The 23,436-nt window shown below is 68.7% G+C and carries 22 protein-coding genes and 3 tRNA genes; 13 read left to right on the forward strand and 12 right to left on the reverse strand.

All coding sequences use genetic code 11. From position 1 onward, the window contains the following. The first annotated feature begins 61 nt into the window (after positions 1-61). Positions 62-2,122 (forward strand): transglycosylase SLT domain-containing protein, encoded by a 2,061-nt coding sequence (locus ACP7CK_RS10780; protein ID WP_426025994.1) that lies wholly within the window; start codon positions 62-64, stop codon positions 2,120-2,122. Here ACP7CK_RS10780 and ACP7CK_RS10785 read toward each other — a convergent pair. The 4 genes from ACP7CK_RS10785 to ACP7CK_RS10800 are packed head-to-tail and all read right to left on the reverse strand — an operon-like array spanning position 2,116 to position 5,280. Beyond that, positions 2,116-2,871, reverse strand: a complete 756-nt coding sequence (locus ACP7CK_RS10785; RefSeq protein ID WP_426025995.1) for an ABC transporter ATP-binding protein — start codon at positions 2,869-2,871, stop codon at positions 2,116-2,118. The genes ACP7CK_RS10780 and ACP7CK_RS10785 overlap by 7 nt on opposite strands. After that, entirely contained in the window at positions 2,868-3,857 is a 990-nt protein-coding gene (locus ACP7CK_RS10790) for a FecCD family ABC transporter permease (protein WP_426025996.1), read from the reverse strand. Before ACP7CK_RS10790 ends, ACP7CK_RS10785 begins: the two co-directional genes overlap by 4 nt. Further along, positions 3,854-4,654, reverse strand: coding sequence for an ABC transporter substrate-binding protein (locus ACP7CK_RS10795; protein ID WP_426025997.1), 801 nt, complete (start codon positions 4,652-4,654; stop codon positions 3,854-3,856). The genes ACP7CK_RS10790 and ACP7CK_RS10795 overlap by 4 nt, the downstream gene beginning before the upstream one ends. Continuing rightward, the gene (locus tag ACP7CK_RS10800; protein WP_292148429.1) at positions 4,651-5,280 is read right to left on the reverse strand and encodes a TetR/AcrR family transcriptional regulator; all 630 of its coding nucleotides are present in this window, start codon (positions 5,278-5,280) and stop codon (positions 4,651-4,653) included. The genes ACP7CK_RS10795 and ACP7CK_RS10800 overlap by 4 nt, the downstream gene beginning before the upstream one ends. 131 nt (positions 5,281-5,411) lie before the next feature. Between ACP7CK_RS10800 and ACP7CK_RS10805 the strand changes: the two genes are divergently transcribed. From ACP7CK_RS10805 to ACP7CK_RS10815, 3 genes are read left to right on the forward strand one after another with little or no spacing between them, the layout of a single operon-like run. Beyond that, positions 5,412-6,797, forward strand: a complete 1,386-nt coding sequence (locus ACP7CK_RS10805) for a glycosyltransferase family 2 protein (RefSeq protein ID WP_426025998.1) — start codon at positions 5,412-5,414, stop codon at positions 6,795-6,797. 18 nt (positions 6,798-6,815) lie between these two features. Further along, entirely contained in the window at positions 6,816-7,727 is a 912-nt protein-coding gene (locus tag ACP7CK_RS10810) for a class I SAM-dependent methyltransferase (RefSeq protein ID WP_426025999.1), read from the forward strand. Then, complete coding sequence (locus ACP7CK_RS10815) at positions 7,724-8,533, forward strand: TrmH family RNA methyltransferase (RefSeq protein WP_426026000.1); 810 nt, start codon at positions 7,724-7,726, stop codon at positions 8,531-8,533. The genes ACP7CK_RS10810 and ACP7CK_RS10815 overlap by 4 nt, the downstream gene beginning before the upstream one ends. Here the strand turns inward: ACP7CK_RS10815 and ACP7CK_RS10820 are convergent. Together ACP7CK_RS10820 and hrpB are read right to left on the reverse strand one after the other, a co-directional pair. After that, positions 8,530-9,816: an MFS transporter gene (locus ACP7CK_RS10820; protein ID WP_426026001.1), complete on the reverse strand. Its 1,287-nt coding sequence runs from the start codon at positions 9,814-9,816 to the stop codon at positions 8,530-8,532. The two genes, ACP7CK_RS10815 and ACP7CK_RS10820, sit on opposite strands and share 4 nt — an antisense overlap. 63 nt (positions 9,817-9,879) lie before the next feature. Beyond that, complete coding sequence (gene hrpB / locus ACP7CK_RS10825; protein ID WP_426026002.1) at positions 9,880-12,327, reverse strand: ATP-dependent helicase HrpB; 2,448 nt, start codon at positions 12,325-12,327, stop codon at positions 9,880-9,882. 166 nt (positions 12,328-12,493) lie between these two features. Here hrpB and ACP7CK_RS10830 point away from each other — a divergent pair, with 166 nt between their 5' ends. Further along, on the forward strand, positions 12,494-14,068 hold the full coding sequence (locus ACP7CK_RS10830) for an amino acid permease (protein ID WP_154727009.1): 1,575 nt from the start codon (positions 12,494-12,496) through the stop codon (positions 14,066-14,068). A 146-nt stretch (positions 14,069-14,214) separates the two neighbouring features. Here ACP7CK_RS10830 and ACP7CK_RS10835 read toward each other — a convergent pair. From ACP7CK_RS10835 to ACP7CK_RS10845, 3 genes are all read right to left on the reverse strand, one after another. Continuing rightward, positions 14,215-14,299 (reverse strand) — tRNA-Leu (locus ACP7CK_RS10835). 60 nt (positions 14,300-14,359) lie between these two features. After that, positions 14,360-14,728, reverse strand: coding sequence for a hypothetical protein (locus ACP7CK_RS10840; protein ID WP_008258840.1), 369 nt, complete (start codon positions 14,726-14,728; stop codon positions 14,360-14,362). A gap of 82 nt (positions 14,729-14,810) precedes the next feature. Then, positions 14,811-15,326: a Dps family protein gene (locus ACP7CK_RS10845; RefSeq protein ID WP_197019716.1), complete on the reverse strand. Its 516-nt coding sequence runs from the start codon at positions 15,324-15,326 to the stop codon at positions 14,811-14,813. Positions 15,327-15,505: 179 nt separating this feature from the next. Between ACP7CK_RS10845 and ACP7CK_RS10850 the strand changes: the two genes are divergently transcribed. Beyond that, positions 15,506-16,021, forward strand: coding sequence for a chemotaxis protein CheD (locus ACP7CK_RS10850; protein ID WP_426026003.1), 516 nt, complete (start codon positions 15,506-15,508; stop codon positions 16,019-16,021). Positions 16,022-16,129: 108 nt separating this feature from the next. On the opposite strand, the gene ACP7CK_RS10855 is transcribed toward ACP7CK_RS10850, so the two are convergent. Then, positions 16,130-16,203, reverse strand: a tRNA-Gln gene (locus tag ACP7CK_RS10855). Between the two features lie 199 nt (positions 16,204-16,402). Here ACP7CK_RS10855 and ACP7CK_RS10860 point away from each other — a divergent pair. Next, positions 16,403-16,479: transfer RNA gene (locus ACP7CK_RS10860), tRNA-Pro, on the forward strand. Between the two features lie 67 nt (positions 16,480-16,546). Here the strand turns inward: ACP7CK_RS10860 and ilvC are convergent. Then, positions 16,547-17,581 carry a ketol-acid reductoisomerase gene (gene ilvC / locus ACP7CK_RS10865; protein ID WP_426026004.1) on the reverse strand — a complete coding sequence of 345 codons (1,035 nt, stop codon included), beginning with the start codon at positions 17,579-17,581 and terminating at the stop codon, positions 16,547-16,549. On the opposite strand from ilvC, the gene ACP7CK_RS10870 reads away from it, so the two are divergent. Together ACP7CK_RS10870 and ACP7CK_RS10875 are read left to right on the forward strand one after the other, a co-directional pair. Further along, entirely contained in the window at positions 17,580-18,122 is a 543-nt protein-coding gene (locus tag ACP7CK_RS10870) for a DUF924 family protein (protein ID WP_426026005.1), read from the forward strand. The two genes, ilvC and ACP7CK_RS10870, sit on opposite strands and share 2 nt — an antisense overlap. A 733-nt stretch (positions 18,123-18,855) precedes the next feature. Then, a complete protein-coding gene (locus ACP7CK_RS10875; protein WP_008260443.1) occupies positions 18,856-19,149 on the forward strand; it encodes a hypothetical protein in 294 nt (97 codons plus the stop codon). Here ACP7CK_RS10875 and ACP7CK_RS10880 read toward each other — a convergent pair. Next, entirely contained in the window at positions 19,133-19,933 is an 801-nt protein-coding gene (locus ACP7CK_RS10880; protein WP_198004280.1) for a class I SAM-dependent methyltransferase, read from the reverse strand. The two genes, ACP7CK_RS10875 and ACP7CK_RS10880, sit on opposite strands and share 17 nt — an antisense overlap. Positions 19,934-20,083: 150 nt before the next feature. On the opposite strand from ACP7CK_RS10880, the gene hemB reads away from it, so the two are divergent. From hemB to ACP7CK_RS10900, 4 genes are read left to right on the forward strand one after another with little or no spacing between them, the layout of a single operon-like run. Beyond that, positions 20,084-21,082 carry a porphobilinogen synthase gene (hemB, locus tag ACP7CK_RS10885; RefSeq protein ID WP_426026006.1) on the forward strand — a complete coding sequence of 333 codons (999 nt, stop codon included), beginning with the start codon at positions 20,084-20,086 and terminating at the stop codon, positions 21,080-21,082. Then, positions 21,082-21,651, forward strand: a complete 570-nt coding sequence (locus tag ACP7CK_RS10890) for a GNAT family N-acetyltransferase (RefSeq protein ID WP_008264134.1) — start codon at positions 21,082-21,084, stop codon at positions 21,649-21,651. The genes hemB and ACP7CK_RS10890 overlap by 1 nt, the downstream gene beginning before the upstream one ends. 39 nt (positions 21,652-21,690) lie before the next feature. Continuing rightward, a complete protein-coding gene (locus ACP7CK_RS10895) occupies positions 21,691-22,044 on the forward strand; it encodes a hypothetical protein (protein WP_426026007.1) in 354 nt (117 codons plus the stop codon). A 51-nt stretch (positions 22,045-22,095) separates the two neighbouring features. Then, entirely contained in the window at positions 22,096-23,433 is a 1,338-nt protein-coding gene (locus tag ACP7CK_RS10900; RefSeq protein ID WP_426026008.1) for a hypothetical protein, read from the forward strand. Positions 23,434-23,436: the final 3 nt, after the last annotated feature.

A 23,436-nucleotide genomic window follows, 5' to 3' on the forward strand; every position in this document is an offset into this window, starting at 1 on the left:
GCGGGACGTTAGGTCGCCAGCGGCCTCGCCGCAACCGGGATGAATGAGAACAGGAAATATCATGATCGCGACCAGTCTGGCTGCGGCCCTCGCCGTCATCGCCCCGACCCCGCAGGACGCCCTTCCCGGCCAACCTGTTCCCTATTCCGCCGTTTCACAATCCGTGCCGGGTTACAGCCCCACCTATCAGGGCCGCGTGCTCGATGACCAGGACACGGCCCTGTTCCGTCAGGGCCTGGCGGCGGCGCGGGCGCGCGACATCCCCGGCGCCCAGGCTGCGATCTCGCAGATGCGCGACCCCACGGCGCGCAAGCTGATCGAGTGGGCCCTGATCGACACTTCGGGCGAACAACTCTCCTACGCCGAACTCGCCCAGGCCCAGACGGCCTTGAAGGGCTGGCCGCGCGCCGAATCACGTCGCGCCGCCGCAGAATCGGTTCTGGACCGCGTCGGCGCCACGCCGGACGCCGTCATGGCCCTCTTCTCCGACCACCCGCCCGAAACCGTACAAGGCGCCATCGCCAACGCCTCGGCGCTCGAACAGCGCGGGCGTCACCGCGAGGCCCGCGCCCTGATTCGCGACTGGTGGCGGACCCGATCCTTCGACGCCGAGCCGCAATCGCGCATCCTCGCGCGCTGGGGCGGCGAACTGACCCCGGCCGATCACGAGGCGCGGCTGAACATGCTGTTGCTCGGTCCGCACGGCCCGGCGACGCGCGCCATGCTCGATCTTGTCTCGCAGGAACAGGCGGCCGTCGCCAATGCGGTCATGAGCCTGCGCACCGCCTACAGCCCGGACGCCGTGGTCGCCGCCCTGACGCCCGCCCAGGCCGCCGATCCGGCGGTGACGCTGGAACGGGTGCGCATCCTGCGCTCTCAGAACCGCCAGTCGGAAGCCTTCCCCCTGCTGGCCAACCTGCCGCCCGCCCCGGCTCATACCGCAGGCGACAACACCCTGTGGACCGAGCGCCGCAACTATTACCTCGACGCCCTGCAACAGGGGAATTGGCGCGCCGCCTATGACGCCATGAACGGCCACGGCTTCACCTCCGGCGACCGGATGGTGGACGCGGAGTTCTTCGCCGGCTGGGTCGCCCTGACCAAGCTGAACCAGCCTGAGATCGCCGCGCGGCATTTCGAGGCCCTGCGCACCGCCTCCTCCACCCCGATCACCCAGGGTCGGGCCTATTACTGGCTGGGCCGGGCCGCCGAGGCGCGGGGCGAGCGCGACGCCGCACTCGGCTATTACCGCAACGGCGCCCAGCATTGGCAGACCTTCTACGGCCAACTGGCGGCCGAGAAAGCCGGGATGACCACCCTGACCCTGCCCGGCGAACCGGCCCCGACCCAGGCCGACATCGCCCGGTTCGAATCCAACGAGCTCGTCCGCGCCACGCGAATCCTGGGCGAGACCGGCGAGACCAGCCTGCTGCGGGTCTTCGCCTATCAGCTCGACAACGACCTGCCGACCATCGAGGATCTGGCCCTGCTGATGGACCTGACCCGCAGCTATGGCGAAGGCTTCACCGCCATGATGGTCGGCCGCGCCGCCAGCCAGCGCGGCTTCGTCCTGCCCGAACGCATGTACCCCGTGCGCGTCCCGCCCCAGGTCGCCGGCGCCGCGCCGCTGGAATTCACCCAGGCCATCACCCGCCAGGAATCCAGCTTCGACCCGCGCGCCCGCTCCGGCGCCGATGCGCGCGGCATGATGCAGTTCCTGCCCGCCACGGGTTCGGGCGTCGCCCGTCGCCTGGGCATGGGCTTCTCGGCCGAGCAGCTGTGGGATCCGGACTACAACATGACCCTGGGCAGCTATCACCTGGGCGAGCTGATGGCGGCCAACAACGGCTCCATGCTGCTGGCGACGGTCGGCTACAACGCCGGCCCGGCGCGGCCGAACCAGTGGATCGCCCGCTGTGGCGACCCGCGCGGCGATTCCAATGCGGCCATCGACTTCATCGAATGCGCGCCCTTCACCGAGACGCGCAACTATATGATGCGGGTGATGGAGAATATGGCCGTCTACAAGGCCCGGCTGAACGGGGGATCGGCCCCGCTGACGACCTCGGCCGACATTGCGCGCGGCGCGGCCGCCGGTCCCCGTCCCTACGCCGCCTACTGAGCCCGGCGGGCCGCCAGCAGCGGCCCGTCCGGCCCCTCGATCCAGGTCCCGTCCAGGCCGAAGACCTGGCGCAACACGGGTTGCGCCAGGGCGTCCAGGGGCGCGGCGTCGGCGACGATGCGTCCGCCGTCCAGCACGACCACCCGGTCCGCAAAAGCGGCGGCCAGGGTCAGATCGTGCAGGCTGACCAGCACCCCGGCGGCGGCTCTAGACCGCGCCCGCAGTTGTTCCAGCACCAGCCGCTGAGCGTCCGGGTCCAGACCCGCCGTCGGCTCGTCGGCCAGCAGAAGCGGCGCATCGACCACCAGAGCCCGCGCCAGCAGAACCCGCGCCCGCTCGCCGCCCGACATTTCGGCCACCCCTCGATCCGCCAGATGGCCCGCCCCGACGGCCAGCAGCGCTTCCTTGGCCCGATCCAGAGCCGCCTCTCCCGCCAGGAAGGGCGCGCCCAGGGCGGCCACCTCAACCGCAGGCAGATTCCAGGCGATCCGCCGCTCCTGCGGCAGATAGGACAGGCGTTCGGCTCTCTGGCGCGGCGATAGACGACCGATGTCGTCGTCGCCCAGTCGCACCTCGCCGCTCTCTGCCGCCAGCAGTCCCGCCGCCGCCCGGATCACGCTGCTCTTGCCCGCCCCGTTCGGGCCGCACAGGGCCACGACCTCGCCGGCCGAGACGGTCAGGCTGACCCCATCCAGCACCTGCTCACGCCCGATCCTGGCCCGGACGGCGTTCAACGACAACAGGCTCACAGCCGCCACTCCCGCGCCGCCCGCCAGGCGATCAGGGCGAACAAGGGTGCGCCGATCAGGGCGGTGAACACCCCCAGCTTCAGTTCCTGATCCGTGGGCGTCAGCCGGGCCAGAAGATCGGCCGCCACCAGCATCAGCCCCCCCGCCAGGGCCGAGGGCGCCAGGATCCGCCCCGGATCGCCCCGCACCGCAGCCCGCACCAGATGGGGCGCCGCCAGACCGACGAAGCCGATCACGCCCGCCACGGCCACCGCCGCCCCCGTCGCCACCGCCGCCGCGACCAGAGCCAAGGCGCGAACCCACCCCATGGACAGACCCGACGCGGCCGCCGCCTCGTCGCCCAGGGTCAGCATCCGCAGCCCTCCCGCCGACAGGCCGGCGAAGACCGCCGCGACGACCACCGCGGGCGTGACCCAGGCTACATCGACCCAGCTCCGGTTCTGCACCGACCCCAGCAGCCAGGACATGACCTCGGCCTGGGCGATGGGCGACGGCGACAGGTTGAAGATCAGCGCGGTGGCCGCCCCGGCGAAACTGGACAGGGCCACGCCGAACAGGATCAGAGCCTCCGGCGCCCGCATCAGGCCCGAGGCGACGATCAGCAGACCGCCCGCCGCCGCCGCCCCCAACAGGGCGGACATCTCGACCACGCCCGCCACCCCGGCGCCGCCCAGGACAATGGCCAGGGCCGCCCCCAGGGCCGCTGTCGCCGACACGCCCAGAACGCCGGGATCCGCCAGCGGATTGCGCAACAATCCCTGCATTACAGCCCCGGCCAGACCGAGTGCGGCGCCGACCGCCAGGGCGCAGGCCGCGCGCGGCGCGCGCACCTGCCACAGGACCACCCATGGGCCGGACGACGGATCGCTGAAGGCCGCCGCATACTGGGCGGCGTCAAAGGGCGTCTCGCCGATCAGCACGGCGGCCGCCAGGGCCGCGAGGATGACCAGTCCCAGGATCAGGCAAAGCCTCAACATCCGGCTCATGGCCGCCCTCTCGCCATCATCTCGACCCCGTCGGCCGCGAACCAGGCCGGACAGGTCAGCACCGCCGCCGGCAGTTTCGCCGCCGTCCGTCCCTGGGCCGCGCGCCGCACCACCGGATGCCGCCCCGCCCCGCGCCAGTCGGCCCGCAACTGATCGAAGAAGCCCAGCACGAACCGGATCGGCGGCTCCATCGCGATCCGCTCGACGCTGATGGCGCCGAACCCCGGCGCGGCCGTCAGATTGCGAAACCCGGCGGCCCGGATCATCGCATCCATCAGGGTGCCGGGTCCGGAGGTGAACCCGCCCGAGGTCAGATAGACCGCGCCCGGCCGGGGGCGGTCCGGCGCCGCCGCCCGGTCAAGTTTGGCCTGCATGGCCCGTTCCAGCCGTGCGCCGCGTTCCACCTGGCCCAATTCCCGGGCCGCCGTGCGGATATTGGCCCGGACCCCGTCCATATCGGTCGCGTCCGCGATGGTGACCACCGTGACGCCCCGTGTTTGCAGAAAGTTCAGCAGCCTGGGCTCCCCGCCCCAGTAGCGCACGACCACATCCGGCCTGAACCCCACGGCCGCCTCCAGCGTCGGCCGCAGACGCCTGTGGCCCGCCGCTTCGCGCCTCAACCAGGCGTCGGGATCGTCGGCGCGCGGCGACAGGGCCAGATCGGCGTCCGGCGCCAGGGCCAGCACGTACTGGTCGGCGCACTGGTCCAGGGCCATGACCCGCAACGGACGCGCCTGCGCGCCCTGGGCGACGGCCATGGCCGCGACCGCCGCCGCCAGCCCCCAAGCACGGTTCACGATTTCAGCAGGCCGGAAAAGACGGCGTCCAGGGTGGTCTTCACCAACACCTCGCGCTCCGCCCAAGGGAAATAGGGTTTGGTGATCATCAGGGAGACGACGCCATGGGCCGAGGCCCAGATCGATTGGGCGATCGTGCGGGGATCCCCTTCCATCCGCCCTGCGGCCACGGTTTCACCGACCAGGGTCTCGAAGGCCGCGAAGACCCCCGCACCCAGTTCCTGCGACAGGCTCTGGGCGCCGTCCCGCGCCTCGACGGGGCGGGTCAGATAGATCAGGCGATAGGCGTTCGGATTGGCGAATCCGAAATCGACGTAGACCTCGATCATGCGCCGAAGGCGAACCTCGGGCGGCCCATCGAGGGCGGACAGGGACTCAGCCGCCGAGATCAGCTCACCGAACGCGTGGCGGCAGATTTCCTGCAGGATCGCGCCCTTGTCGGAGAAATGCATATAGAGGGCGGTCGACGACAGGCCGACCTCGTCGGCGATCTTGCGGATCGTCGCCCCTTCATAGCCGTACTCGACGAAGATGCGTTCGGCCGCAGCGAGGATCTCGCCACGCCGTGAATGGCCCTCGCCCTTGGGTTTGCGACTGGAACGCGAGGATGGCGAAACGACGGGCAACGGCGACTCCGGATCTGTCCCGCCCTGAATAGCGACAATCTGTCATCGACGCCAATCGCCGCCTCGAAGAACACGGTTGCGCGAAATGCGTATTTCTAGTTGTGTTACGCCGGGCGCGGGGGCGAACGGACATGACGACGAGGGATGCGGCGCAAACCGGCGCGGCGCGGCGAATGCCGACCTTGGGGCAGGCGATCATGGTCGCGAGCCTGGCGACGGCGCTTGTGGCCGCAGGGATCGTCTGGCCCCGCTCGACGCTTTCGGCGTCGTTCATCGGGATTCAGATGGGCTTCGTCGCCTCGGCCCTGTGGCGCGCGGCCCTGGTCATCGCCAGTCTTCGTCCTACCCCGTCGTCGCCCAAACCCTCCCGGTGGCCGCGGTACACAATTCTGGCCGCCCTTCATGACGAGGCGGCCGTCGTGCCCCAGCTTATCCAGCGCCTGTCGAAAATCGACTATCCGCGGCGTCAGCTCGAAGGTTTTCTCGTGCTGGAAGCCCATGATCAGGCCACCATAAATGCGGCCAAGGCCGCGCGCCGGCCGAGCTGGCTTCGGATCCTCGTGGTCCCGCCGGGCGCTCCGCAGACCAAACCCCGCGCGCTGAACCACGCCCTGGCTTTCGCGACAGGCGAGCTCCTGACCATCTATGACGCCGAGGACGAACCGGATCCCGGCCAGTTGCGCGAGGCGGCCTCACGTTTCGCCGATCAGCCGCAATTGGGTTGCCTTCAGGCCCCCCTGCGGATTCGCCGGCGCAACGCCGAACTCTCGACCTTCCTCGACCGCCAGTTCGCCTTCGAATACGCCGCCCTGTTCGAAGTCAATCTTCCCGGCATGGCGAAGCTGAACCTGCCTTTTCCTCTGGGGGGCACCAGCAATCACCTGCGAACCGCCGCCCTTCGTCGGGTCGGGGGCTGGGACGCCTACAACGTCACGGAAGACGCCGATCTGGGCTTCAAGCTCTGGTCCGCGGGATGGCGGCTGGGGGTGCTCGAAAGCCCGACCTGGGAAGCCCCGCCGGGAGCGCTGGAACGCTGGCTGCCGCAACGCACCCGTTGGCTGAAAGGCTATATGCAGACCTGGGGCGTCCACACGCGTGCGCCTCGGGCCCTGGGCCAGCGCGGCCAGCTGTCGCTGGCCATGACGCTGGGCGCCGCCATCGTCTCGGCGGCTTCCCACGCGCCCACCCTGGCCTGGCTCATTGCGGCCCTCATGGTCGCCCTCAACATCGGCATGGCTCCAGTCGTGCCTTTGGCCTCCTTCGCCGTCCTGGCCGTGGGCGTCATCGCCGCCTGGATGGGCTGTGCGGTGGGCGCAAAACGGGCCGGGCAGGACTACAGGCTGACCGACATGTTGGCCGCGCCTGCCTACTGGTCCCTGCTCAGCCTGGCCTTCATCCATGCCCTTTGGCGGCTGATCGTCGCCCCCTATGCATGGGACAAGACGGCCCACGACGCCGAGATCGACGCCGAATGCACGTCCGTGATGACGGTGGACGCTGGACGCGAGGCCGCCTGACCGCCTATCAGCCGCACAATGGCGCCCCTGCTCTCCCCCACCCCCGAAACCCTCGTGACCCGCGGCTGGTCCGACTACGCCCTGTTGGACAGCGGCGACGGCAAGAAGCTGGAGCGCTACGGCCGCTACACCGTGGTCCGCCCCGAGCCCCAGTGTTTCTGGTCCCCGCGCGATCCGACCGCCTTTGACAAGGCCACGGCCACCTTCGATCCTCAGCAGGAGGAGGAAGACTCCGGCCGCTGGAAGTTCGACCAGCACGGCCCCGTCGACGCCTTCCCCCTGAAATGGCGCGACGTGAAATTCACCGGCCGCTTCACCCCCTTCCGCCACCTCGCCTTCTTCCCGGAGCAGGCCGCGAACTGGGAATGGCTGGACAACCGCGTGCGCAGCTTCTCGCGCGAAGCCGGCAGAGCGCCCAAAATCCTGAACCTCTTCGGCTACACCGGTGTCGCCAGCCTTGCGGCCGCCGCCGCTGGGGCCGAGGTCACCCACGTCGACGCCTCGAAGAAATCGGTCGCCTACGCCCGCGAAAACGCCGAACAGTCCGGCCTGTCCCAGCACCCGATCCGCTGGATCGTCGAAGACGCCCGCAAATATGTCGCCCGCGAGGTCCGTCGCGGCTCCAAGTACGACGGCATAATTCTCGACCCTCCGAAATACGGGCGCGGCCCGACCGGCGAGGTCTGGCGCCTGTTCGAGGACATGCCGCTACTGCTGAAGGACTGCGCCGCCCTGCTGGCCGACGACGCCGACTTTCTGCTGCTGAACGCCTATGCCGCCCGCGTCTCGGGCCTGTCCCTGGCCCATCTGATGGCCGAGGCGACCCATGATCGCGGCGGCCGCATCGACTGGGGCGAACTGGCCCTGTCAGAAGACGGCCCGGGCGCCCGCGCCATCGGCCTGTCCTTCTTCGCGCGGTGGAGCCGATGAGCGCCCGAGACGAATATCGCGTCATCACCTCCCTGACGAACGACACGATCAAGAGCGTCCGCGCCCTCCACATGCGCAAGGAACGCGACCAGACCGGCGCCTTCCTGGCCGAAGGTCTGAAGTTCATCGGCGAGGCCCTGGACCTGGGTCGCGCGCCGCGCATGCTGCTGGTCGGCGAGGAGGCCCGCCCCCACCCCCTGCTGGACCGGGCCAAGGCCGAGACGCGCAAGGCCGGCGGCGACATCATCATCGTCACCCACGCCATCCTCGAAAAGATCAGCCGCCGCGACAATCCCCAGACCGTGCTGGGCGTGTTCGACCAGGCCTATGCCCCGCTGGACAGCCTGGATCCGGCCTCGGCGCCCTGCTGGGTGGCCCTGGAGCAGGTGCGCGATCCCGGCAATCTGGGCACCATCATCCGCACCGCCGACGCGGCCGGATGCGGCGGCGTCATCCTGATCGGCGACTGCGTCGATCCCTATTCGGTCGAGGCCGTGCGCGCGACCATGGGCTCGGTCTTCGCCGTCTCGATCACCAGGACCGACCCCGAGGCCTTCCTGGCCTGGCGCAAGACCTGGCCCGGCAGCGTCGTCGGCACCCGCCTGGACGCGACCGTCAGCCACCGCTCTGCGGTGATGCAGAAACCGTCGCTGATCCTGATGGGCAATGAACAGGCGGGCCTGACCGACCAACTGGCCGCCGCCTGCGACGTCAACGTCAAGATCCCGATGCGCGGCCGGGCCGACAGCCTGAACCTGGCCATCGCCACCGGCATCATGGTCTACGCCGCCACGGACGAGGCTTAAAGCTCGGTCTCCGGCCTGACCCGTCCCATGCCCCACAGGGCCAGGATGGTCACCACCGCCGACAGGGCCAGATAACCGCCCACCGCCGCCAGCCCATAGGTCTGCGCCAGCCAGGTCGCCAGATAGGGCGCCAGCGACGCCCCGACGATGCCCGCCAGATTGAAGGCCATGGACGCCCCCGTATAGCGGACCGTCGTCGGGAAGGGCCGCGCCATCGCTGCGCCGATGGGGCCATAGGTGCAGCCCATCAGCCCGAACCCCAGGGCGAAGAAGATCAGCAGTCCGGTCAGACCGGCGCCGAACAGGGGCGCGAACAGGGCGCCGAACAGGCCGATGCCCACCGAAGACGCGATCAACACCCGGACCTGCCCGTATTTGTCCGCCAGCAGGGCCGTCACCGGTATGAACGCCGCAAAGAACAGCACCCCGATCAACTGGATCGGCAGGATGTCCGCCCGCTCATATCCCATGCCCGTCGTGGCCCAGCCCAGGGCGAAGACGGTCATCAGATAGAAGAGCGAGAAGGTCGTGACCCCGCTGAACGTCCCCAGAAACAGCGCCCTCTTGTGATGAGCGAACAGGGTGACGGCCGGCGCCTTGACCCGCTCGTTGCGATCCACCGCCTTCTGGAACTCGGGCGTCTCGGTGATCTTCAACCGCACCCAGAGACCGACGAACACCAGGATGGCGCTGGCCAGGAAGGGGATGCGCCACCCCCAGGCCTCGAACTGGGTCTCGCTCATGGTCGAGGTCAGGACGATGAATGAGGCGGTCGACAGGATGAATCCGATCGGCGCGCCCAACTGCGGGAACATGCCGAACCAGGCCTTCTTGCCTGGCGGGGCGTTCTCGGTGGCCAACAGCACCGCCCCGCCCCATTCGCCGCCCAGACCCAGTCCCTGTCCGAACCGGCACAGGGCCAGCAACAGGGGCGCGATGATCCCGACCGCCGCATGGGTCGGCAGCAGGCCGATGGCCACGGTCGACAGGCCCATGGTCATCAGGGCCGCCACCAGCGTCGCCTTGCGCCCGACCCGGTCCCCGAAATGCCCGAAGGCCAGGGCGCCGACCGGCCGCGCGAAGAAGGCGATGGAGAAGGTGGCGAAGGACGACAGCATGGCCGTCGTCGGATCGGCGCCGGGGAAGAACAGGCGTGGAAACACCAGCACCGCCGCCGTGGCGTAGATGTAGAAGTCATAGAATTCGATCGTGGTGCCGATCAGGCTGGCGAAAAGAACCCGCCCCTTCCGGGCGGTCGGCGAAACAATCTTTGCGTCAGACACGGTGAAATCCTGCTTGGGAGCAAAGCCAATGCTTTGCCCGTCCCGCGCGGTCAAGTCCGGCGCTCAGGTCCCGCGCGGCTTGACCCGGTTGGTGGGCTGGGCCTCGGCCGGGTTCTCGGGCCAGGGATGGCGCGGATAACGGCCCCGCATGTCCGACCGCACCGCCGCCCAGGACCCGGCCCAGAACCCCGGCAGGTCCTTCGTCACCTGAACGGGTCGCCGCGCCGGGGACAGCAGCGACAGGGTCAGGGGAACCCGTCCGCCGCCGACGGTCGGATGGGTGACGACGCCGAACAGCTCCTGCACGCGGATCTCCACGCGCGGCCCGCCTTCGGCGCCATAGTCGATCGCCGCCGACCCCAGGGGCGTATCCAGCCGACTGGGCGCCAGCTCATCCAGCTTGCGCTGCAGATCCCAGGGAACCAGCCCCCGCAGCGCCTCGGCCAATCGACCGTCGCTGATCGTCTCCAGCGACTTCGCCCCCTCCAACACCGGCCACAGCCAGTCCGCCCGCGCCTCCAGCAGAGCGGCGTCCGAAACATCCGGCCAGCCAGCATCCAACCCGTGCAAAAAGGCCAGCCGCGCCCGCAAACCCGTGGCCTGTTCGCCCCAACGCAGGGCGCCCAGCCCCTCGGCCTCGATCTCGGCGCGCAGGGCCGCCGTCATGGTCTTGGCGTCGGGCGCCCCGATCACCTTTTCATCCAGCATCAGGGCGCCGATGCGGCGCGCGCGTCGGATCACCATCCGGCCGGACGGCGCCTTGACCAGCCGATCCTCAATCTCGATCAACCGACCCAGGTCGGCCTCGATCCGCGTCCCGTCCAGCGCCGCCGCCAGCCGCACCCGGTCACGCGCCTCGCCGCCGCCCCCACCCGCTGACAGCTCCGCCACCGCCAGCCAGGATTCGCGCGCCAGATGATCGGTCGCGTCCAGCGCCGCCCCGCGCCCGCTGGCCAGCAACAGTTCGCCCGTCTTGCCGCGCGCCTTGGCGATGCGTTCGGGAAAGGCCTCGGCCAGCAACAGGCCCGGCTCGACCGTCTCGCCCTTGCCGCCGCCCGCCGCCTTCGCCCACCGGTCGGCCAGTTTCAGCGCATCCCGCGCCCGGGGCGACCGATCCCGTTCCAGCCCGACCAGACGATCCGCCAGGTCCACGCCCGAGCCGCCCAGCCCCGGCTCGCTCAGCACCGCCGCGATCCGCGCCCCGGTCATGGCGTCCCCGGCGTCCGAGGCCACGGCGACCATATGGGCCAGCCGCGGCGACAGCGGGATGCGCGTCAGACGTCGTCCATGATCCGACAGGCCGCCTTCGGCGTCCAGCGCCCCCAGACGGCTCAACACCTTGCGCGCCTCCGCCATGGCCCCGGCCGGGGGCGGATCCAGCAGGGCCAGCCCCTCGACCGACCGCGCACCCCACCGCGCCAGATCCAGCGCCAGACCGGTCAGGTCCGCCTCCTGGATCTCCGGCCGTTGGTGCGGGACCAGGCCCCGCGTCTGTTCCTCGTCCCACAGGCGATAGCAGACGCCCGGTTCGGTCCGCCCGGCCCGGCCCCGCCTCTGTTCGGCCGACGACCGGCTGACCCGCACCGTGGCCAAACGCGTCAGGCCGCTGGACGGCTCGAACCGGGGCACGCGCGACAGACCGCCGTCCAGCACCACCCGCACCCCGTCGATGGTCAGACTGGTCTCCGCCACCGAGGTCGCCAGCACCAGCTTGCGCCGCCCCGCCGCCGCCGGCTCAATGGCCCGATCCTGCTCCGCCCGGTCCAGCCCGCCGTACAGCGGAACCACATCGACGTTCGGCAGTCGCAGCCGCTCGCTGACGAGCCGCGCGACCCGGTGAATCTCGCCCTGCCCCGGCAGGAAGGCCAGCACCGAGCCGGTCTCTTCGCCCAGCGCCGTCAGACACCCCCGCGCCATCGCCTCTTCGAACCGTTCGGCCGGATTGCGCCCCAGATAGCGGGTCTCGACCGGATAGGCCCGCCCCTCCGCCTCGATCACCGGCGCGCCGTCCAGCAGTCTCGACACCCCCGCCACGTCCAGCGTCGCCGACATGACCAGCAGCCGCAGGTCCTCCCGCAGCACCCCTTGCGTCTCCCGCGCCAGGGCCAGCCCCAGGTCGGCGTCCAGGCTGCGCTCGTGGAATTCGTCGAACAGGACGGCGCCCACCCCCTCCAGACCGGGGTCGTCCAGGATCATCCGGGTGAAGACGCCCTCGGTGATCACCTCGATCCGCGTCTTCGGTCCGATCCGGCTTTGCAGCCGGGTGCGATAGCCGACGGTCCCGCCCGCCGTCTCCCCAAGGGTGCTGGCCATCCGGTCCGCCGCCGCCCGTGCGGCGATACGGCGCGGCTCCAGCACCAGGATTCTCCCGCCGCCCAGCCAGGCCTGATCCAGCAGCGCCAGGGGCACGACCGTCGTCTTGCCGGCGCCCGGCGGCGCGGCCAGCACCGCCGTATTTCCGGCCGCAAGGACGGCTTTCAGGGGTTCGAGAACAGCGTGGATCGGCAACATCACCCGCCTCTAACCCGATGCGCCCCCGATGCGCCACCGATGCGCCGTGATCACGAAAGCGTCGTGAGGGCTTTACCGCCTCGTCATGCGCGTTGCGCGCCATTCGATCCGCCGCTAGCGTCCGCCCAACGCGGCCGAGGGGCCGCTGTAAACGTGGGGGTATTCTATGTGGCGCGTTAAGTCGCTCGACGCGATTCTGGCCACGGCCGAGAAGAAATCGCTTCATCGGTCGCTCGGACCTGTTCAACTGACCTTGCTGGGCATCGGCGCCATCATCGGCACCGGCATCTTCGTCCTGACGGCCGCGGCCTCGCAGAAGGCCGGCCCGGGCATGATGGTCAGCTTCGTCATCGCCGGCGCCGTCTGCGCCGTCGCGGCGCTCTGCTATTCGGAACTGGCCGCCATGGCCCCGGTGTCCGGCTCGGCCTATACCTATACCTACGCCGTCATGGGCGAGCTTCTGGCCTGGTGCGTGGGCTGGGCCCTGATCCTGGAATACGCCGTGGCGGCTGCGGCCGTCTCGGTCGGCTGGTCGGGCTATGTCCTCGGACTGATAGAACAGGGGCTCGGGTTCGATTTCCCTGACCTCCTATCCGCCGGACCGACCTGGGCCATGAACGGCTTCATTCCGATGCCCGACTTTTCGGCGGGGATCGTCAACATCCCGGCCATCGTCGTGGCCCTGCTGGTCACCGGCCTGCTGATGCTGGGCACGACGGAATCAGCCCGGGTCAACGCGGTCCTGGTCCTGATCAAGGTCGCCGCCCTGACCGTCTTCATCGTCATCACCCTGCCGGTGATCAAGACGGCCAACCTGTCGCCCTTCGCCCCCAACGGGCTGTTCGGCGCGTCTTCCGGCATGGGAATCGTCGGCGCCGCCGCCTCGATCTTCTTCGCCTATGTCGGCTTCGACGCCGTCTCGACGGCGGCTGAAGAGACCAAGAACCCGCAACGCAACGTACCGATCGGTCTGATCGGCTCGCTGGCCATCTGCACGGTCTTCTATCTTCTGGTCGCGCTTGGTGCGGCAGGCGCCATCGGCGCACAGCCGGTGCTCGGCGCCGCCGGCGAGGCCGTCCAACCCGGTTCGCCCGCCTTCGTCGCCGCCTGCGCCCTGCCGGCCAACGCCGAAGCCCTGGTCTGCTCCAACGAGGCCCTGGCCCACGTCCTGCGCGTGATCGGTCATCCCCAGATCGGCAACGCCCTCGGCACCGCCGCCCTGCTGGCCCTCCCCTCGGTCATCCTGATGATGATCTACGGCCAGACCCGTATCTTCTTCGTCATGGCGCGCGACGGCCTGCTTCCAGAAGGCCTGACCAAGATGCACCCCAAGTGGAAGACGCCCTATATCGTCACCGCCTTCACAGGCATCGCCGTGGCCATCGGCGCCGCCCTGTTCCCGGTCGGCAAACTGGCGGACATCTCGAACTCCGGCACCCTGTTCGCCTTCTTCATGGTGTCGATCGCGGTGCTGATCTTGCGGGTCAAGGAACCGAACCGCAAACGTCCGTTCCGGACGCCGCTGATCTGGCTCTTCGCGCCCCTGTCCGCCTTCGGTTGCGCCTTCCTGTTCTGGAACCTGCCGCACGACGCCAAGATGGTGCTGCCGATCTGGGGCGGCTTCGGCCTGTTGATCTATTTCCTGTATGGCTATCGCAAGAGCCACCTGGGCCGTGGCCTGATCGAGGTCCACGAGACCGACAGCGACCTGCCGCCGCCGCCTGTCCCGCCGATCAGCTGAGACACGCGCTGATGTCCTCAGGCAGGCCAACCAAAACGGCCATAAGTCCTGAGGGCGACCAGCCCAAAACCGGCCTCAAGTAGGCCCGCGAGGGCGATAGGCCAAAACAAGAAAAGGCCCCGGAGCGATCCGGGGCCTTTTTGCTTTGGTGCGGATGAGAGGACTCGAACCTCCACGCCTTGCGGCGCTGGAACCTAAATCCAGTGCGTCTACCAGTTCCGCCACATCCGCCTGGGCAGGTCGTGGGCTCTAGAGGGCCGGACGTCGCCTGACAAGAGCCTCCAGCGGCCTTCAGCGGCGGCCGGCGACCAGTTCGTTGCGGATCGTCCGGCCTAGGGGATCGCGGGCCTGCCAGCTTTGACCGATGTCGGCCTCGACCATGCGGCTACAGAAGCGTGGCAGGATCTGGCGTGGCCTGAACCCGGTCAAACAGATCTTGTCGCCCTCCCGGCTCCAGCGCGCGCTCAACTGACGCCCGTCCGAGAACTGGGACACATAGCGGCCGTCCGGCTCGAAAAAATGTTTCACCCACTGGCCGTTGGGATAGTGAGACACGATGGTGTTGCCAAAGGCCTCCGCCATATCGGCCCGCGCCGGGGCCGTAGAGGCGACGACGACGCCCAGCGCCAGGCCGCAACCGATCAGGACCGTCCGCATCATCCCCTCCGCGTCTTTCCGACCAGATATTACCGATCGTTAAGACTTTGCAAGCCGGAGGGTTCCGGACGGTCCGTCCGTCGGATCAGACGTTGCCGCGGCGGCTCGATTCAAACAGGAACCAGACGCGCTTCTCGCTCTCGTCGATCCAGTTCTCCAGCAGGCTGGCGGTCGCCACGTCGTTGTGCTCGTCGCAAAGATCGTGGACCTCGCGCATACGCCCGACCAGGTCGTTGTTGTCGTCCCGCAGTTCGGCCAGCATGTCGAGCGCATCCACGAACTCGGCGTCATTGTCGAGAACGCGCGATTCGCGGGCGATCTGACCGACGGAGCGCAGAGTGGTCCCGCCGATCTTGCGCGCCCGTTCGGCGATCAGATCGGTCATGGCCAGGATCTCGGCCGATTGTTCGTCCAGCATCAGGTGATAGTCGCGGAAATGCGGGCCGGACACGTGCCAGTGGAAATTCTTGGTCTTGATATAGAGAGCGAAGACATCCGCCAGCAGGGTCGTCAGAGCGGCGGAAATATCCCGCGTCGCGGCCTCCGACAGGCTGGTGGGGGTTTTCAACGGCGCCAGACGTTTCTCGTGGGCGGTGGCCATGGTCATTCTCCTCAGCTGAAGCACCGCTTAGCTAGGGAGCGTGAGGTCCCAGCGAAAGTCCCGGCGCCCTTCATTTTTACCGTTGCGTACATTGTCCGTATACCACTGTTCGCTACAGTCGAAATCTTGCGACTTCAGACACGACCCCGGACTGGGTCCAGATCCCGGCTCAGATCGTCATGAGATACAATATTTGCAGTCGCACCTGGGACCAGGGCGAGCGGCCCGTCCACCTTACCTCCATATCGCAGGGCCAATACAGCATCAACAACGACCCGGACGCGGTGATCACGACGGTCCTCGGCTCGTGTGTCGCAGCCTGTATTCGCGATCCCAAGCGAGGCGTGGGCGGCATGAACCATTTCGTTCTCCCCGAATCTCCGACGCCGCTTTCGGAACAGGACGACCCGTCGCGCTATGGCTCCTACCTCATGCAGCGTCTGGTCGATGGCCTGCTGGAAGCCGGAGCCAATCCCCACCGTCTCGAAGCCATGGTGTTCGGCGGCGCCAGTCCCGGCGATTCGTTCTACAATGTGGGGGCGCACAATGTGGCCTTCGCCGAGGGTTTCCTCGCTGACCGGGGCATAGCGATCGTCGATTCGATCTGCGGCGGGCGTTCCGGATGCAAGGTGGAATACTGGCCGGCGTCCGGCAAACTGATCCATACGCCTTTGGGGAAATACGGAAAGGCCTGAGCCGCCGCTCACAAGCTTCGCCGAGCTCTGCCCTAGCAGGAGCTGCCCCCTAATCCTGAACTAGCGGTGAGAGGAGCGCGTACACTCCGCTTAAATCCTTCAGGGCGGTGGCTGGGGAACTAGGACTCGAACCTAGAATGACGGTACCAAAAACCGGAGTGTTACCATTACACCATTCCCCAGCAGGTCCGGCGACCGCAGCGCTCTCGCGCGGCGGAGGCGGTCAGATAGGCCAAACCGTTTTCGGATGCAACACCCTCTTTCAGGACTATTTTCGCCCCGTGCGAAGAAGGTCGAAATGGATGCTTGCGGGGTCCGAAACCCATGGCTATAAGCCGCGTCCTCACTTCGGGGCGACGCCGCCAGGCCAGCCCCCACGGTCGGAGTGTGGCTCAGCCTGGTAGAGCACTGCGTTCGGGACGCAGGGGTCGGAGGTTCGAATCCTCTCACTCCGACCATCTTCTCTTTTGACATCGACGGCAGGACGGCGGGTTTCAGACCCGCCTCCCCCCGCGCGGCCAGACATCAGTCGTCGTTCGCCGCCGACTCGCGGGCCTTGCGCGCCACTTCGTTCAGATGCGCCCCCACCGACTCGATCGGCCGCCGGCCTAGGGCGCTGCGCCGCGCCAGCAGGTCGGGCGAGCCGGCGTCGTAATCCGCCATCAGGGCGCGCACGAACCCCCCGCCCTGCACCTCGGCCAGCACCTGGTCCATCGCCGCGCGCGAGGCGGCGTTGATGATGCGCGGCCCGGTCAGATAGGCCCCGTACTCCGCCGTATTGGAAATCTTGGCGAAGGCGCCGGCTATGCCGCGTTCGTACATCAGGTCGGTGACCAGCTTGGCCTCGTAGAAACATTCGAACCAGGCCACCTCGGGCGGATAGCCGGCCTCGACCAGTTTCATGAAGGCCGAATCGATCAGTTCGGCGATCCCGCCGCACAGCACCACCTGTTCGCCGAACAGATCGCTCTCGCACTCGTCCCTCATCGTCGTCTCGAGGATGCCCTTGCGCCCGCACCCCAGGGCGGCCGCATAGGACAGGCCCAGGGCGTGGGCGCCGCCCGTGGCGTCCTGATGCACCCCGAACAGGCAGAAGACCCCCTCCCCGGCCTCGTACAGGTCGCGGATGCGCGGCCCGATCCCCTTGGGCGAGGCCAGGATCACGTCCAGGTCGGCGCGCGGCTCCACCAGGCCGAACCGCACCGACAGGCCGTGAGCGAAGACCAGGGCCGCCCCTGGCCGCACGTTCGGCGCCAGTTCGTCGCGCCACAGGTCGCGGTGCGCCTCGTCCGAGGTCATGACGGCGACCACATCCGCGCCCGCCGCCGCTTCGCCCGCGGTCATCACGGCGAATCCGTCGGCCTTGGCCCGTTCCCGCGTCTTCGACCCGGCCTTCAGGCCCACCACGATGTCGGTCACGCCCGAATCGCGCAGGTTCAGCGCATGGGTCCGCCCCTGGCTGCCGTAGCCGATCATGGCCACGCGCTTGCCGCGAATGATCGAAAGGTCGCAGTCGCGGTCATGGAAGACGGGCAACGGATTGGCTAAGATCTGTGTCATGACCGCCTTCATAGCCCCATCCGACGTCGTCGCCTTCTGGAAAGCGGCCGGTCCCGACAAGTGGTTCGCCAAGGACGAGGCTTTCGACGCCGCGTTTCGCACGCGGGGCCATGATCTGCACCTGTCCGCCGCCCGGCGCGAGCGCGACGACTGGATCGAGACGGCGGAGACCGCCCTCGCCCTGCTGATCCTGCTCGATCAGTATCCGAGGAACAGTTTCCGCGGCACGGCGCACCAGTTCGCCACCGATCCTCTGGCCCTGATGTTCGCGAACCAGGCCGTGGCGCGCGGCCACCATCTCCGGGTCGCGCCGGAACTGAAGAACTTCCTCCTCCTCCCCTTCGAACATTCCGAACGGCTTGAGGATCAGGACCGCTACATGGCCCTGGTCGCCGGCGACGCCGAGCTCGAGAAATGGGGCCGCCTCCACCGCGACATCATCGTCCGCTTCGGCCGCTTCCCCCACCGCAACCCCGCCCTGGGCCGCGCCACCACGCCCGAGGAACAGGCCTTCCTCGACCAAGGCGGCTTCGGCGGCTGAACGGCCAGACCCTCTCCCACCATCGGAAAAGGAACCTCCTCTCTTTCGTCATTCCGGGCGAAGCGCAGCGGAGACCCGGAACCCAGCGGCGCCGAAGGCGAAATCCATCCGCCGCAAAATGTTCGAAGATCGAGCACGCGACAGGTTCGCGCTCGCGCGCGCCGCTGGGTTCCGGGTCTTCGGGCCAAGCGGCCCTTCGCCCGGAATGACGAAAGAGTAGGGGTTGCGCCCACAATGACGCTGGTCTGAATCGAACGATTTCAACGCCCTAAAAGATTCTCACCCCAACTTCCCCGCCATACCCGCCGGCGCCCGTATCATCCTCTCATCCCCGCCGATGGGGAGGGCGTCGGATCCAGCGCCCTGACGGCGGCGGGGCTGTGGTCGAGCGATGAAGCCGGCGGGAAGGAGACCGCCGGGGTCCTTAGGGGCGGCGATGGATGCCGTCTCCTGCTCGCCGCACGCTTAGGAAAGCGGACCGCTGTCGATCCTTGTCGGCATGTCCGCCCCGGCGAAGCCGTCGCAAGACGGCCCGCCGATCCGGCAAGGCTCGAAGAATAGGGCCGCCAGCCGGAGCGCGTGTGGAAAACGGCCTCTCGGGACGACGCCTGCGCCGAAACGGTAAAAACATATCCACTCCGGGCGCAGTCCCGGCGTCCCGAGCCCTCCCCGAACTTCGCTGGTCCGCCGCGAAGACAGAGCCAATTCACCCGAGCCCCGGAAGGAGCCTCCGATGCGCCCTCGCCGTCCGTCCAGCGCCCGCCATGACGACGCCTTCGTCTATACGCTTCAGCGACATCGGCTGGAGCTGATCGCCTCGGGCGAGGCCGAACCCCTGACGGAGCGCGAACGCCTGTTCCTGCGGCAGGTCAAGGCCCGTCGCCGTCCGGCCTATGCCGACTATATCGTCCCCGGCCCGCTTCTCCGGGCCGAGACCGGCGCCCTCAGACGGGCGCGGGAGGCGCGGGAGGCGAGCGCCCGCTCGACCGACGCTCCCGAACCTGAAGACCTCAGCCCGGCTTTCTGAAGCGATAGACGAATTGATCGGTCTTGCCGCGAATGGCGACGTCGAAGACGTTCAGGCTGTGGTCGTCGGCCGGATTGGCCACGGCCGCGCTCTCGCCCTCAAAGACGAAGCCCGCCGCCTCGACCTCGCGCTTCAGATAATCGCCCTCGATCCGGTGCAGGGTCTGGACCGCCGAGATCCCGGTCCCCGCCGCCGCCTGGTGGTCGATCAGGATATAGCGCCCCCCGGGCTTCAGGGCCGCGAACACGGCCGCGTTCATCCGGGCCACATCGGTGTTGAAACCGGGGATATGGAAGTCGTGATATTCCTGGCTCATGAAGACCATGTCCAACGGCTGGTCATAGGTCATGGCGTCCAGCAGGCCGTTGACCCGCGTCACATTGGGATAGGCGGCGACCAGGGCGTCGGCCATCGGGTTCTCCCGCGCCATGGTCCGCTCGGGCACGAAGGCGTAGACCCGGCCCGTCGGCCCGACCACGTCCGAGAACAAGCGGGTGAAATAGCCTGCGCCGGGGCGCACATCGGCCACCTTGTCGCCCGGCGCGAGCTGGGCGAAGGCCAGGATCTCGGCCGGATGACGCAGGGGATCGCGCGCCACTTCTTCGGCCGGGCGTTTCGGATCGGCGACCGCGTCCGTATAAAGCGAGACATAGGCCGGGGCGGCCAGAGGCGCGCTGTCCACGACCACCGTCCGCTCGCCGCCCTCCGACGCGATGATGATGCAGCCGGACAGCCCCGCCGCCAGGGCCAGAACCGCCGCGCCCGCCGCCAATCTCTTCATCATCACCGTCTCCCTGATTTCGTTGCGATAGGCTCGCATTTCGTCGCTCCGCGCAAGCCGGTATCACGCGCGAAACGATCTGACGCATCACGCGATTTGCGCCTCCGCCCCGGCGGCGCTAGTCCGTCGCCAGGTTTTCAAGGTCATCCGTCCATGCTTCCCTACCAACCCGCCCCCTTCCCGCTCGCCCGTCCCCGGCGTCTGCGCGCCAGCCCCTGGGTGCGTCGTCTGGTCGCCGAGACCGTCCTGACCCCGGCCGACCTGATCTGGCCCCTTATCGTCCACGACGGCGCCGAGGACCGCGTGCCGGTCGCCTCCATGCCCGGCGTCTTCCGCCTGTCGCCCAAGGAAGCCGCAAAGGCGGCGGTTGAGGCGCGCGACCTGGGCATTCCGATGCTGGCCCTGTTCCCGAACGTGGACGGCGCCATCAAGGACGCGGTCGGCACGGGGGCGACCGATCCCGACGGCCTGATCCCCGACTGCATCAAGGCCATCAAGGACGCCGCGCCGGAGATCGGGGTCATGACCGACGTCGCTTTGGACTGCTACACCGACCACGGCCACGACGGGGTGCTGGAAGGCGACCGGATCATCAACGACGCCTCGCTGGATCGGCTGGCCGAACAGGCCTTCATCCACGCCCACGCCGGCGCCGACGTGGTCGCCCCGTCGGACATGATGGACGGCCGCATCCAGGCGGTGCGCGAGGCGCTGGAGGCCAACGGCTTCCACGACACCCTGATCCTGTCCTATGCGGCCAAGTTCGCCTCGGCCTTCTACGGCCCTTACCGCGACGCCGTAGGCTCCTCGACTGCGCTGAGGGGCGACAAGAAGACCTATCAGATGGACTACGCCAACTCGGACGAGGCCCTGAAGGAGGTCGCCATGGACCTGTCGGAAGGCGCCGACGCGGTCATGGTCAAGCCGGGCATGCCCTATCTCGACATCGTGCGCCGGGTATCCGAAACCTTCCGCGTCCCGACCTTCGCCTATCAGGTGTCGGGCGAATACGCGATGATGCAGGCCTCCATCGCCAACGGCTGGCTGGATCACGACCGCGCCGTTCTGGAGACCCTGCACGGGTTCAAGCGGGCCGGTTGCGCGGGCGTCCTGACCTATTTCGCGCCCCAGGCCGCGCGGCTGCTGGGCTGATGCGGTCTGAGGTCCAGATCCGCGAGGCGACCCCGGCCGACATGGCGGCGATCACCGCCATCTATGCCGAAAGCGTCGCCAACGGACGCGGCACCTTCGAGCTGGAGCCGCCGGACGAGATCGAGATGACGGCCCGCTTCGCCGCCGTCCAGGCCCTGGGCCTGCCCCGGCTGGTCGCCGAGATCGACGGCGCCGTGGTCGGCTACGCCTACGCCGGCCCGTTCCGCACCCGCCAGGCCTATCGCTACATGGTCGAGGACTCGATCTATGTCGCCCCCGAGGCCCGCGGCCGCGGCGTCGCCGGCGCCCTGCTGGACGCCTTGATCGTCGCTTGCGAAGCCCTGGGCCTGCGCCAGATGGTCGCCGTGATCGGCGATTCCGACAACGCCGGCTCCATCGCCCTGCACCGCGCACGCGGCTTCGCCGACGCCGGGGTCTTCAAGGCGGCCGGCTGGAAACATGACGACTGGCGCGACGTCGTCTTCATGCAGCGCGAACTGGGCGCCGGCGGGCAGACGCCGCCGGACGCCCCGGGCCTGCCGCTGGTCGACAAGAAGCCGGCGCGATGATCCATTGCCGCGCTCCGCGCCCGCCCCTATCCTGACGCGGTGAAGATCGTCTCGTCCCTTCTGCTGCTGATCGGCGCCCTGGCGGTGCTGACCCTGGGCGCCCTCGGCGTCTCGGCAGGACCGGCCATGGCCGAGGCGCCCTGCCACGAAACGAGCGCCGAGGCCCGCCCCGACGCCCGTCACGCCGCGCCGGACCAGACGCCCGCTCACCAGAACAAGGCGATGAAGGCCATGGCCTGCTGCGCCGCTTGCGTCACGGCGCCGGCGCTGGAGCCCGTTTCCCGTCCCGGCCCGACCGTCGCCCCGGCCCGCCTCACCGCCCCCCAGATCGACTTCCCCGCCGGCCGCCTGCTCTCGCCCGAACCCGGCCCGCCCCGCCTCCTGATCGCCTGAGCCCTGCGCCGTTCGCGGCGCCTTCAGTCACGATCAATCAAGGAGGCCTTCATGGCTCCCCATACGCTCGCCGGCGCCCTCGCCGGCGTCTCCCTGCTCGCCCTCGCCCATGCCGCGACGGCGCAGGACCATGCCCACCACCAGGCGGCGCCGGCCGCCGATCCTCACGCCGGCCACGACATGGCCGACATGCCGGCCGCGTCTCACGCCACGGCACACGCCATGACCAGCCCCTACGGCCCTTGGCCCATGAGCCGGGACGCCTCGGGCACCAGCTGGCAGCCCGACTCCGGCGAACACGCCGGCATCCACACCGTGCGGGGCGACTGGACGGTCATGACTCACGCCCTGCTGAACCTGACCTACGATACCCAGTCCGGGTCCCGCGGCGGCGACAAGACCTTCGTCTCGGGCATGCTGATGAGCACGGCTCGCCGCGACTTCGACGACGGTTCGACCCTGAACCTGCGCGCCATGCTCAGCCCCGACCCCCTGATGGGCAAGTCCGGCTACCCCCTGCTGCTGGCGGCCGGCGAAACGGCGAACGGCGTCGATCCCCTGGTCGACCGCCAGCACCCGCACGACTTCTTCATGGAGCTGTCGGCCAGCTATTCGAAGCGCCTGTCGGAAAAGGACAGCCTCTACGGCTACATCGGCCTGCCCGGCGAGCCCGCCTTCGGCCCGCCCGCCTTCATGCACCGTATGAGCGCCATGGACAGTCCCGAGGCGCCCATCACCCACCACTGGCTGGACTCGACCCATATCGTCTTCGGCGTCACCACCCTGGGCTGGGCCCACGACCGCTTCAAGATCGAGACCTCGGCCTTCAAGGGGCGCGAACCGGACGAGGAACGCTGGGGCATAGACTCGCCCAAACTGGACAGCTGGTCGGTGCGCGGCTCGTGGAATCCGACGGTCGACTGGTCCTTCCAGGCCTCCTACGCCGACGTCTCGGCCCCGGAACAGCTGGAGCCCGACGAGGACGAGACCAAATGGTCGGCCAGCGCGATCCATACCCGCCGCCTGGGCGAGACCGGCTGGTGGTCCTCGACCCTGGCCTGGGGGCGCAAGACCAACAGTCACGACGAGTCGAAAGACGGCTGGCTGCTGGAATCCGCCGTCCATCCGAACGACCGCTGGACCGTCTTCGCCCGCGCCGAACGGATCGAGACCGACGAACTGGTCCCCGGCGACCACGGCGGCCACGGCCCCCTCTACACGGTCGGAAAAGCGTCGCTGGGCGCCGTCCGTGACTGGCGGATCGCGCCCCGCGTCCGCTTGGGCCTTGGCGCCCTCTATGCAGTGAACCGCGTGCCGGACGCGCTGGAGCCGATCTACGGCGGCGATCCGGACGGCGGAATGATCTTCATGCGCCTGAAGATCGACTGACGG

The organism is Brevundimonas sp. TSRC1-1 (assembly GCF_049898245.1).
Lineage (GTDB): Bacteria > Pseudomonadota > Alphaproteobacteria > Caulobacterales > Caulobacteraceae > Brevundimonas > Brevundimonas mediterranea_A.